9 protein-coding genes are annotated in these 12,031 nt (G+C 71.7%); all 9 read left to right on the top strand.

What is annotated here, in order from left to right:
* The first annotated feature begins 843 nt into the window (after positions 1-843).
* Positions 844-2,979 carry an Agd3-related carbohydrate deacetylase gene (locus tag GA0074692_RS11180; RefSeq protein ID WP_091642940.1) on the top strand — a complete coding sequence of 712 codons (2,136 nt, stop codon included), beginning with the start codon at positions 844-846 and terminating at the stop codon, positions 2,977-2,979.
* Between the two features lie 50 nt (positions 2,980-3,029).
* Positions 3,030-4,754, top strand: coding sequence for a GT4 family glycosyltransferase PelF (pelF, locus tag GA0074692_RS11175; protein WP_141725237.1), 1,725 nt, complete (start codon positions 3,030-3,032; stop codon positions 4,752-4,754).
* Positions 4,751-6,280 carry a hypothetical protein gene (locus tag GA0074692_RS11170; protein ID WP_141725236.1) on the top strand — a complete coding sequence of 510 codons (1,530 nt, stop codon included), beginning with the start codon at positions 4,751-4,753 and terminating at the stop codon, positions 6,278-6,280. The genes pelF and GA0074692_RS11170 overlap by 4 nt, the downstream gene beginning before the upstream one ends.
* A 16-nt stretch (positions 6,281-6,296) precedes the next feature.
* Positions 6,297-7,085, top strand: a complete 789-nt coding sequence (locus GA0074692_RS11165; RefSeq protein ID WP_091642930.1) for a sugar phosphate nucleotidyltransferase — start codon at positions 6,297-6,299, stop codon at positions 7,083-7,085.
* Positions 7,082-7,978 carry an NAD-dependent epimerase/dehydratase family protein gene (locus GA0074692_RS11160; RefSeq protein ID WP_091642925.1) on the top strand — a complete coding sequence of 299 codons (897 nt, stop codon included), beginning with the start codon at positions 7,082-7,084 and terminating at the stop codon, positions 7,976-7,978. Before GA0074692_RS11165 ends, GA0074692_RS11160 begins: the two co-directional genes overlap by 4 nt.
* The gene (locus tag GA0074692_RS11155) at positions 7,975-8,928 is read left to right on the top strand and encodes a glycoside hydrolase family 191 protein (RefSeq protein WP_245730270.1); all 954 of its coding nucleotides are present in this window, start codon (positions 7,975-7,977) and stop codon (positions 8,926-8,928) included. The genes GA0074692_RS11160 and GA0074692_RS11155 overlap by 4 nt, the downstream gene beginning before the upstream one ends.
* Positions 8,929-9,013: 85 nt before the next feature.
* On the top strand, positions 9,014-10,360 hold the full coding sequence (locus GA0074692_RS11150; protein ID WP_091642921.1) for a nucleotide sugar dehydrogenase: 1,347 nt from the start codon (positions 9,014-9,016) through the stop codon (positions 10,358-10,360).
* Positions 10,357-11,322 carry an NAD-dependent epimerase/dehydratase family protein gene (locus GA0074692_RS11145; RefSeq protein ID WP_091642918.1) on the top strand — a complete coding sequence of 322 codons (966 nt, stop codon included), beginning with the start codon at positions 10,357-10,359 and terminating at the stop codon, positions 11,320-11,322. The genes GA0074692_RS11150 and GA0074692_RS11145 overlap by 4 nt, the downstream gene beginning before the upstream one ends.
* On the top strand, positions 11,322-12,014 hold the full coding sequence (locus tag GA0074692_RS11140) for a hypothetical protein (RefSeq protein WP_245730269.1): 693 nt from the start codon (positions 11,322-11,324) through the stop codon (positions 12,012-12,014). The genes GA0074692_RS11145 and GA0074692_RS11140 overlap by 1 nt, the downstream gene beginning before the upstream one ends.
* Positions 12,015-12,031 lie beyond the last annotated feature (17 nt).

The raw sequence follows: 12,031 nt of genomic DNA, 5'->3' as shown, positions 1-12,031 counted from the left end.
TGCTGCGCGGTGGCGTGCGCGGCGATGATCGTGGTGACCACGGTACGGGGCACGCCGCCTACGTCGTCCTGGTCGGCGGGGCGGACCCGCCAACGGCGACATCAGGGCCACTGCCGAGTAACGACGTTGACGGCACTTTCTCGTATGCAACGTTCCACCGATTATCGCTGCACCGTTCCACCGGTTGCGCATTCGTGCCCCGTTACACCGCGACTGGCCTGGCGCAATCCTCGAAAATCGACGACATTGCCGCTCGGGTCGCCGTGCGCCATCAAAGCGGGCAGAGAAAAATCCCCGACGTACGCGACACCCGCCGGGTTTTCCCACCAAAAGGGTGGCTGCCTGCGCAAACTTCAAAGCCTCGACATCGGGCGGGCCGGTGGCGGATCGTGCCGTCGCCGGCCAACCGCGCGGACCCGGCCGCCCATCGGTCGAACGTACGATTTCTGTCGCCGGTACGGCCGTGTCGCCGCCCAATTCGGCTGGGCCGTGGCGGTCGAACGTCGCAGGCGCTGGTTCGATCGGTGTCGGCCTGCGCCCTGTCCGCCCCAATCGTGGCGAAAGCGGCCATGGGTGGCCGTTGCGGCATTTCTTGGAAAACTGCACGTCAGGCTACCGGGGCTCGTATTCAAGACCCACGAAAAGGGGTCACTGGAAGCGGCGGCGAAAATGCCGCACTAGCAGGCGATCGAATTTGCGTCAATGCGGCAGCCGACAGCTGAAAACGTGGCAATCGAAAGGCCGATTGATAGCCTTCCTCGGCACCTCACCGGTCCACGGTGGACTGTCACTGTCCACATCGGACTCTCTCTCCCCGGTCGTCTCCTCATCGGAGGTCAGTACATGGTCCACACCGGACCTGCGCGCCGTCGCGCCACCCGACTCGCCCTCGCCGGGCTGACCGTGCTCACGGTCGTGCTCGGCGCCCAGACCCCCGGCCTCGCCCGGCCGTCGACCGCACCGGCCCAGCCGCCCACCGTCCCTGGTCTCGGCCAGGTCGCGAGCCCGAAGCAGGCCCGCCCCGCCCCGCTGCCCAAGAAGTCCGGCACCGTCCGGGTCGCCGAGTCCACGACCGCCCAGCGCGGCGGCGTCGGCACCCAGGCCCTCAACGACCAGGTCGCGCTCAAGGCGCTGATCGTGGCCACCAACACGGCCGACTTCGGGGTGCCGACGCTCACCACCACGCTCGACCGGGTCGGTGCGCCCTACGACATCATCTACACCGCCACCCAGACGCTCAGCGCCAGCACGCTCGTCCGCTCCGACGGCGTCGGCAAGTACAACGCGATCCTGCTGACCAACAGCATGCAGATGTACGAGCACAACGGTAACTACCTGAGCGGTCTGACCAGCACGGAGTGGAACACCCTCTGGGCGTACGAGCGCAACTTCCAGGTCCGGCAGGCCGCCCTCTACACCAGCTACGGCACCTGGCCGGAGGACTACTGCCTCACCTCCAACGGTGAGGGTGGGGTCGGCGAGACGCCGCTGCCCGTCTCGCTGACCACCAACGGCGCCGCGGTCTTCGACTACCTCAACAGCGCCGCCCAGATCCCGGTCACCCACTCGTACGTCTACCGGACCTCGATTCGGTCCGGCTGCGCCGCCGACGCCCTGATGACCAACGGCTCGGACGTGCTGGGCGTGCGCACCACCTCCACCGACGGCCGGGAGCGCATCGCGCTGACGTTCACCTCGAACCACGCCCTGCTCCACTCCGACCTGCTGGTCTACGGCCTGTACCGGTGGGCGACCAAGGGTCTGCACTTCGGTGAGCAGAAGCACCACCTGAACGTCGACATCGACGACTGGTTCAACACCTCGGACCACTACCTCGAGGACGGCACCGTCGAGTACAGCCCCGGCTTCCAGGTCAGCGGCCACGACACGGTCAACCTCGACGCGCGGCAGACCGCCCTGCGCACCGCCTACCCCAAGGCGGCCGGGTTCACCTACAACATCGCGTTCAACGGCTCCGACATCGACCCGTTCGCCGGTGACCAGTGCAGCCCGAACGGCGACGCCACCACGTTGACCGCCACCACGAAGTGCCTGAAGAACAACTTCCGGTGGATCAACCACACGTTCAACCACCCCGAGCTGAACTCGACGGACTACACCACCTCGTACAACGAGATCAGCGACAACCGGACCGCCGGCGCGGCGATCGGGCTGACCTCCCCGAACAGCGTGCTGAAGACCCCCGAGTACTCCGGCCTCGGGGTCTACAACGACGACCCGGACAACGACACCGGCCCGCCCACCGACCACGGGCTGACGGGGTCCAACTCCGACCTGCTGGACGCCGCCGAGGACCTCGGCGTGACCACCATGGCCGGCAACATGTCGTTCGCCAGCCACCGCCCGGCGCACTTCAACGGGGGCACCGCGCACCCGCTGAACTCGACCATCCAGGTGGTGCCGTGCTGGCCGACGAACATCGCGTACCACACCACCACCCCGGCTGAGCAGACGGTCTTCTACAACTCCTTCTACGGCCCGAACGGGCTCTTCCCGTACTGGCCCACCGACCGCACCTACGCCCAGCTGCTCGACTACGAGGCCGGGGTGGCGTTGCAGCACGTGGCGTCCGGCTCGATCTACGCGCACACCTTCCACATCGCGAACGTGCGCGACTACGGCTCGGGCGACAGCCTGGTCAGCGACTGGGTCGAGGCCGTGGTGGGCAAGTACGACGCGCTCTACTCGGTGCCGCTGCTGAACTCGGCGTGGACCGACATCGCCGCGTACACCAAGTCGCGCAACAGCCACTTCGCCGCGCTCGGCGCCGGGGCCGAGGCGATCTACAACCGGACCACCGGTGAGATCACGGTGACCTCGCCGGCCGCCGGCAGCCTCCGGCTGGCGGGTGTGACCTCGACGACCACGGGTGCCACCACGTACGGCACCGACGTCACCGTGCCGGTGACGCTCGTGGCGAGCACGCCCGTGACGTTCACCGCCGCCCCCCGTCCCTGACACCGGGGCGGACGACAAACCAGTGAAGCAGAAGTGAACGGGAGCACTCGGTGAGGATCGCTCTGGTCTCGGAAGGGACCTACCCCTACGCGATGGGCGGCGTGAGCATCTGGTGCGAACAGCTCATCAAGGGGATGCCCGACTACCGGTGGGAGGTCGTGGCGCTCACCGTGGACGGCACCGAGCAACCGGTGTTCGACCGGCCGGCGAACCTGGACCGGGTGCACTCGATCCCGTTGTGGGGCGGACGGCCGCTGGGCCGCCGCCCCCAGCGGGGGTCGCTCGTGCCCACCGGCCGGCCCGGCGCGGGCTTCGTCGAGTCCTACGAGGTGTTCCTGCGGGCGTTGGTCACCCCGCTGGAGTCGACCCGCTCCCAGGCGGGTGCGGTCAACCGGAGCACCTTCCTGCTCGCGTTGCGCGGCATGTTCGAGTACGCCGCCGACGGCGGTGACCTGAGCGAGGGCCTGCTCTCCAACCAGGCCCTCGGGATGATGCTGGATGCCTGGCACACCCTCCGGGTCGACGAGACCGGACCCGCGCTCACCGTTGCCGACGCGCTCGAGGCGGCCTGGCTCATCGCGCACATGCTGCGGCCGCTGAGCGCGCCACCGGTCCGGGCGGACATCGTGCACTCGTCGATGAACGGCCTCGCCATGCTCGTCGGCATGGCCGCGAACTGGGCCTACGGCACCCCGCTGGTCCTCTCCGAACACGGCATCTACCTGCGGGAACGGTACATCTCCTACCTGCACGACAACGCGCCGCACGCGGTACGGGTGCTGGTGCTGAGCTTCTTCCGCTCCCTCGCCGGCGCGGCCTACCTGATCAGCAGCGCGCTGGCGCCGCACTCCCAGTACAACCGGCGCTGGCAGCTGCACAACGGCGGCGACCCCGAGCGGATGTGGACCATGTACAACGGTGTCGACCCGGACGAGTTCCCGCCGGCGGCCGGCGAACCGGACGTGCCGACCATCTCGTTCATGGGCCGCATCGACCCGCTCAAGGACCTGCACACTTTGATCCGGGCGTTCGCGCTGGTCCGCGCCGAGATCCCGACCGCCCGACTGCGCATCTTCGGCGGTACGCCGGCCGCGAACAAGGTCTACCACGCCAGTTGCGAGGCGCTGATCGACGAACTCGGACTGACCGGCCACGCCGTCCTGGAGGGCCGGGTCGGCAGCGCGGTCGAGGCGTACCACGCCGGCAACCTGGTCGCGCTGACCAGCATCTCCGAGGGCTTCCCGTACACCGTGGTGGAGGCGATGGCGTGCGGTCGGCCGACCGTCTGCACCAACGTCGGCGGCGTCGCCGAGGCGGTCGGCGACACCGGCTTCGTGGTCGCCCCCCGGGACGTGTCCGCCGTCGCCGACGCCTGCGTGCGGCTGCTGCGCGACCGGGAGCTGCGGCTTCAGCTCGGCGCGGTCGCCCGGGCCCGCGTCCTGGAGAAGTTCACGCTGCAACGGTCGCTACAGGCGTACCGCGACATCTACGAGGGGCTCGCCGTGCCCCGGACCGGGTCGGCACCGTCGAAGCCGTTGCGGGGCCAGGCGCAGGGCCGGGTCGTCGTGCCGAACCGCAAGATCCGGCCCGGGGTGGCCACCGTCCCCCGGGTGCCCCGCCAGCGCGGGCCGCAGGAGCAGGGTCGGGTCAACGGGGCGTACGTCCCGCGCCACGCCCCGGACCCGGCCGCGTGGCCGCCGCGTGCGGCCAGGCCGGAACACCCGGACGGCGACCCGGCGGGCGGGACGCTGCGACTGGCCGGCGGGCCGCGATGAGCGCCTACTCCGACCCCGACGCCACCATTCAGCTGCGGCGGCCGGTCGGCACGATGACCGCCCACCCGGCACCGTCCCGGGATGATCGCGCGGGCGAGCCGGAACGCACCATCCTGCTGCCCAGGATCTCCACCGATCCCGTCGACGAACTGGTCGAACGGGTCCGCCCCCAGCTCGGCCAGGCGGTCGACGCCCTCCAGGTCGCCGCCGCCCTGGAGGCCGCCGGGCACACCGACCGGGGCGCCCAGGTCGAGTACGGCTACGCCGACGTCTTCACCCTCGCCTCCGAGGTCTACCAGCGACTGGGCCCGCGTTCCCCGGTCGCCGAGGCCGCCACCTCGGTCGACTCCGGCCGCCGCCGGTGGGAAGGGCTGCGACCGATCTGGCACGGACCGCTCTACCTGCTGCCGAGTGCGACGTTCCCGGCGGTGCTGACGGTGGTCGGCCGGCCGGGTCTGGTGCTCGGGCTGGTCCTCGCCGGGACGGTCGGCTGGGTTTTCTCGGGTGTCACCGCCTACGCGGCGTACCGGCTGCTCGGACTGGGGCGGCCCCGCTCGGCGGCCCGGCTCCTGCGGGCCGCCGCGCTGATCGGCCCGTCGCTCGGCGTGCTGCTCGGCGTCGCCGTGCTGTCGCAGGGTGGCCTGCCCCTGGCCGCGATGATGGTCTGCCAACTGGCGTACCAGATGGCCAGCACGCTGCTGATCTTCTACCGGCGGGAGACCTGGCTGGCCGTGACGCAGCTCCCGGCCTTCCTGTTCGGCGCGGCTCACCTGCTCCTCGGCGATCCGACGTCCCGACGGTGGGCGGTGGCCGCCGCGGTGGTCTGCGTGCTGGCGGCGTTCGCCGTGGCCCTGTACGCCACCCGCGCCCCCGCGCGGGCCGACGAACCGGCCCCCCGGGATCCGCTGCTGCCGGCGGCGTCCGCGTTGGTCGGGGTGGCCGGCTACGGGCTCTGCTCGGCGGCGCTGCTCTTCCACGCCCAGACCGCGTACCTGCTGGACCGGTTGGACATCGCGGCGGCGGCCGCCCCGCTGCTGCTCTCCATGGGCTTCGTGGAGTGGCGGACCAGCCGGTTCCGGGTTAACGCGGTGGCGTTGACCCGGCAGGCCCGCCGGCCGGAGGAGTTCGCCGCCCGGATCTGGCGGGCGATCGGCCGGGACGTGGCCGCCTGCCTCGCGGTCGCGGCGGTGCTGGGGCTGGTGCTGCTGGCCGTCTTCGCCCAGGCGGGCCTGCTCTCGCCCGCCGGCGTGGTGATGACGGCCGCGCACGTCGCGCTCGCCGGCACCTACTACCTGGCGTTCCTGCTGGCCGGCCGGGGCCGGTACGGCTGGCTGTGCCTGTCCATGGTGGTCGTGATCGCCGTGCACGTCGGGGTCGGTGGGCTGCTCGGCGTCGCGCCCCTGCTCGGGCAGGACGGCTCCGCGCTCGTCGACACCTCGCTCCACCTGGGCAGCGTGCTGCTGCTCCAGGCGTTGTTCGCGCTCGGTCTCCTCCCGGTGATCGGGCAGGTCCGGCACTACCGATGAGACTGGGGAGGTCAGGATGCACGCGGTGATCCTTGCCGGCGGCAAGGGAGTGCGGTTGCGGCCGTACACGACGACGCTGCCCAAGCCCCTGATGCCGATCGGTGACAGTCACTCGATCCTGCAGATCGTGCTCGATCAGCTCGCCTCGCACGGGTTCACTTCGGTGACCCTGGCGATCAACTACCTCGGCCCGCTGATCCGGGCGTTCGTCGGGGACGGCCGTCGCTGGGGCCTCACCATCGACTACGTCGAGGAGGACCGCCCACTGTCCACGGTCGGCCCGCTGTTCGGACTCAAGGACCGGCTGCCCGACGAGTTCCTGGTCATGAACGGGGACATCCTCACCGACCTGGACTACGCCGACCTGCTGCGTACCCACACGGTCTCCGGCGCGGCGCTGACCCTGGCGACCTCCGAGCGGGTGCACCGGATCGACTTCGGGGTGCTGGACGTGGACGCCGGGCGGATCGTCGGGTTCCGGGAGAAGCCGGCGCTGCGCTATCCGGTCAGCATGGGTGTGTACGGCATGTCGCGCAAGACGCTCACGCCGTACCCGCCTGGGGTTCCCCTCGGTTTCGACCAGTTGGTGCTGGACCTGCTCGCGGCGGGGGAGCACCCGGCCACCTACCCGTTCGACGGGTTCTGGCTGGACATCGGCCGCCCGGAGGACTACGACGAGGCGAACCGGACGTTCCTCCAGCTCAAGCCGATCCTGTTGCCGGCGGGTCCGGGGCCGGCGGACCCGGCGGTCGGCTCGGTCGCCGGTGTCGCGGCCGGCATCGCGCGCTCCGGGGAGGGCCGGTGACGCGGGTGCTGCTCTTCGGCGCGTCGGGCTTCATCGGCGGGCACGCGCGCGCCGCGCTGGAGTCCGACCCACGGATAGCCGAGGTGGTCTGCCCCGGCCGGGCGACCTACGACCTGCTTGACGGCGACCCGGACGGGCTCGCGGCGGTCCTGCGCCGCACGGCCCCGGACGCGGTCGTCACCTGCGTGGGCGCGCTCACCGGCTCCGCCGCCCACCTGGTCACGGCGAACACGCTGGTCGCGGCGAAGCTGCTCGAGGCGACCAGGGCGGTGGCACCCGGGGCCCGACTGGTCCGGCTCGGCTCGGCCGGCGAGTACGGCCTGGTGCCGGACGGCGTGTCGGTCACCGAGGAGGACCCCGCGCGGCCACTCAGCGCGTACGGCGTCAGCCATCTGGCCGGGACCCGGCTGTTCCAACTCGCCGGCGAGACCGGGCAGGTCGACGCGGTGTCGCTGCGGGTCTTCAACCCGATCGGCCCCGGCATGTCGGAGGAGAACCTGCTCGGCCGGGCGGCGGCCCGCATCCGGCACGCGCTGGCCGGCGGCGCGCCGGAGGTCACCCTGGGGCCGCTGTCGGCGTACCGGGACTTCGTGGACGTGCGGGACCTCGCCGCGCTGATCGTCGCCGTGGTGCTCGCGCCCGAACTGCGGCACCGCGTCTTCAACGCGGGCAGCGGGCGGGCGGTCACCGCGCGGGAGGCGGTCGAGCTGTTGGCCACCACCGCCGGCTACCCCGGCCGGATCCGCGAGGCCGGCACCGGACCGCAGCGCTCGACCGCGGTCGACTGGATCCGGGCCGACGTCGGCCGGGCCGGCCGCGAGCTGGGCTGGTCGCCGGTGCGTGACCTGGCGACGTCGATCAAGGACGTCTGGGCCGCCGGGGAGGCCCGGTGAGCCACCGGGCCACCGGCGGCAACCGGCGCCGACACCTCCTGGCCGCCCTCGCCAGCATGACCGTGCTGGTGCTCGCCGCGGGATGGGGGTTCGTCGCCCGCCGCCCGGCGGCCAGCCCGCGGTCGGCGCCGCCGCCGGGGCGGATCACCAACTGGGCGTACCAGCTACAGGGGTACGCCGACGGCCGGCTCGACACGTTGGCCCGGGGCCGCTACCAACTCGCCGTCGTCGACCTGACCCGGGACGGACACACCGACTACTTCACCGCCGCCGAGATCGGCGCGCTGCGCCGCAGCGGCAAGCGGACACTGGCGTACTTCGAGATCGGCAGCATCGAGGACTTCCGCCCGGAGTACCCGGTGCTCCGCCGGGACGCCCCGGACCTGCTGGCCAACGAGTGGCCGGACTGGCCCGGCGAGTACTTCGTCCACTACTGGGATCCCCGCTGGTGGGACCGGGTCGTGCGGCCCCGGGTGGACCAGGCGCTGCGCGCCGGCTTCGACGGGGTCTACCTGGACACGCCGCTGGCGTACGAGGAGATCTCCCTCGACGCCGCCCAGGGCCGTGACCGGGCGCGGCTCGCCGCCGAGATGGCCGCGCTGATCGTCCGGATCAGCGAGTACGCCAAGGCCCGGCGGCCCGGCTTCCTGATCGTCCCGCAGAACTCACCCGAGCTGCGCGAGCAGTCGGGTTACCCCGCCGCCGTCGACGGCATCGCGATGGAGGAACTCTTCTACCAGGCCACCGACGAGCCGTGCACACGCGACTGGTGCGCGGAGAACCTGACCCACACCCGGGCGCTGCGCGACGCGGGCAAGTTCGTGCTCGCCGTCGACTACGCCGTGCGGGCCGACCACGTGCGGACGGCCTGCGGCCGGTACCGCGCGGAACGGTTCGCCGGCACGGTCACCGTCCGGGACCTCGACCGGCTCACCGCCCCCTGCGGCTGAGTCGCCCCGTCGCGGCCGCACGCATGCGTCGCGACGGCCGGTCCGCGCAGGCGGACCTCCCCTCAACACCGAAAGGACGAGACAAGTGCGCACCAAAATCGGAGTCGTCGGCCTGGGCTACGTGGGTCTCACACTCACCGCCGCGCTCGCCGACAAGGGCTTCACCGTGTACGGCGCGGACGTGTCACCGGCGGTTCTGGCGTCGTTGTCCCGGGGCCGCCCGCACATCTTCGAGCCCGGCGTCGAGGACGTCTTCGCCGAGCGCATCGGCCGGGACATCCACGTGGCCACCGAACTGCCCAAGGACACCGTCGACGTGGCGGTGATCAGCGTGTCGACCCCGGTCGACGACGTCACCCGCCGGCCGAACCTGGCGAACCTGGCCGCCGCCGCCCGGGCCGTCGCCGCCAGTTGCCGCCCCGGCACCCTGGTCGTGGTCCGCAGCACGGTGCCGGTCGGCGCGAGCCGCCGGATCGTGCTGCCAGAGCTGCGGGCCGCCTGGGGTGACCAGGTCCGGCTGGTGATGGCACCGGAGCGGACCATCCAGGGCCAGGCCCTACGCGAACTCGTCGAACTGCCGCAGGTGGTCGGTGGTCTGGACGACGAGAGCCTCGCCGCCGGGGTCGAGTTCTTCGGCGGACTGGCGCAGGCCATCGTCCCGGTGTCCGACCTGGAGACCGCCGAGCTGGTGAAGCTCTCCAACAACTGCCACACCGACCTGATCTACTCCTTCGGCAACGAGATCGCGCTGATCGCCGAGCGGCACGGCCTCGACCCCCTCGAGGTGATCAGGGCGGCGAACGTCGACTACCCACGCCCGGACCTCGCCAAGCCCGGGTACGTCGGGGGAGGCTGCCTCTCCAAGGACCCGTACATCATGATCGACAGCGCGGGGGAGCGGGCGCCGTTCCTCGTCGGCAAGGCCCGCGAACTCAACGAGTACCTGCCGGTCCACGTCGCTGAGACCGTGGTCCGGATGCTGACCGAGGCGCGCGGTAGCAGCCGCGGCACCCGGCTGGCCGTGCTCGGTTGGGCGTACAAGGGGTGGCCGCCCACCGACGACATGCGCGGCACCCCGATCGCCGCGATGATGCCGGTCTTCTCCGCCGCCGGCGTCACCGTCCTCGGCCACGACCCGATGGTCACCGACGAGGTGATCCAGCAGTACGGGGGCGAGCCGGTCAGCCTGGACAAGGCGTTCACCGACGCGGACGCCGTCCTGGTCATCAACGACCACCCGGACTACCGGGCGATCCGGATCCCGGAGGTGCTCGGCACGGCCCGGCCCGCGTTCATCTACGACTCCTGGCGGGTGCTCGACGCCGACGCGGTCACCGCCGCCGGGATCCGCTACGCGGGCCTCGGCTACCTGCCCGCCGCACCGGCCGCCGCCGGGTCGGTCGCGCCCGCGACGGAGGTGGCGACGGCATGAGGACGCTCCTGCTCGGCGGGGCCGGCTTCATCGGCCTGCACCTCGCCCGACGCCTGGTCGCCGACGGACACCAGGTGACCATCGTGGACGACTTCTCCCGTGGTCGCGACGACGCCGACCTCGACCGCCTCCGCAGCTACCCAGCGGTGCGGGTGGTCTCCGGAGACCTGACCGACCCGGACACCTGGGCCGCCCTGCCGTCCGGCTGGGACCAGATCTACCTGCTCGCCGCCGTCGTCGGCGTCCGCAACGTGGAGCAGGACCCGGCCCGGGTGGTCCGGGTCAACACCCTGGCCGCGCTGCACATGCTCGACTGGGTGGCCCCGGGGGAGCGGGTCTTCTTCGCCTCCACCAGCGAGGTCTACGCCGGTGGCGTGACGGCCGGGGTGGTGCCGGTGCCGACGCCCGAGACCGTGCCGACGATGATCTCCGACATCACCGCCCCCCGGTTCGCGTACGCGGCCAGCAAACTCCTCGGTGAGGCCGCGTTCCTGCACACCGCCCGGGCCCGGGGCTTCGAGACCGTGGTCGGCCGCTTCCACAACGTCTACGGACCACGGATGGGCGCCGACCACGTCGTCCCGGAGATGTCCCTGCGCGCCCTGCGCGGCGCCGACCCGTTCCCGGTCCCCGGCGCCGACCAGTACCGGGCCTTCTGCCACGTGGACGACGCGGTCGAGGCCATGCTGCGGCTGATGGCCGCCCCGGCCGCGGCGGGGCAGATCGTGCACATCGGCAACGACCGCGAGGAGACCAACATCGGTGACCTCGCCAAGCTGGTGCTGCGGGTGGCCGGGGTGAGTCCCGCCATCGCGGCGGAGCCGGCGCCCCCCGGCTCGGTCACCCGCCGCTGCCCGGACCTGTCCCGGCTGCGCGAGCTGACCGGCTACGAGCCGACCGTCAGCCTGGAGGAGGGCGTGCGCAGCACCTTCGCCTGGTACCGAGAGCACGGGTGGCCGTGATGACCCGACGACCCATCTGCTTCTACTACGGTCAGGGACGTCTGGACGACCTCGCCGGGTACGTGCGCGTGGTCCTCCAGCCGGACGCCTACCAGCCGGCCGAACTGCGGTACCTCGCCGAGCAGGACGTCCAGACCCTCGCCTACCTGTCCCTGTCCGAGGACCAGGGCCCGCCCGCGCCCTGGCAGCGCCGGGAACGCAACCCGGACTGGGGCGGCGCGTTCGTCCACGTCGACCACCCACTCTGGGTGGCGCATGTCGTCGGCGCGGCGAAGCAGGCGGTCGCCCGGGGCTTCGCCGGGCTCTTCCTGGACACGCTCAACGTCGAGCTGACCTATCCCGAGGACGTACCGCACCTGCTCACCCTGGTCGCCGCGGTACGGGAGGAGGCCGAGCCGGCGTACCTGCTGGCCAACCGGGGGTTCGGCATGCTGCCCCGGCTGGCCGAGATCGTCGACGGGATCGTCTTCGAGTCGTTCTCGGCCCGGTGGACCGAGCAGAGCTACGCCCCGTGGCCGGCCGACGTGCTCGAGTTCCACGCCCAGATCGCCGAGCAACTGCTCCAGTTGGAGCTGGACCTGTACAGCCTGGACTACGCCGACAGCCAGGGGCTCGCCGACTTCGCCGAGCGTCGGGCCCGCCAGTTCGGTCTCCAGTCCTTCGTCAGCGACCGGGCCCTGTCCCGCGCCTGACCATTTTCGTTCGTTCC

This window comes from Micromonospora pallida, assembly GCF_900090325.1.
Lineage (GTDB): Bacteria > Actinomycetota > Actinomycetes > Mycobacteriales > Micromonosporaceae > Micromonospora > Micromonospora pallida.
Note: the sequence above shows the minus strand (reverse complement) of the source record. Positions and strands in the feature narration are given on the sequence as shown.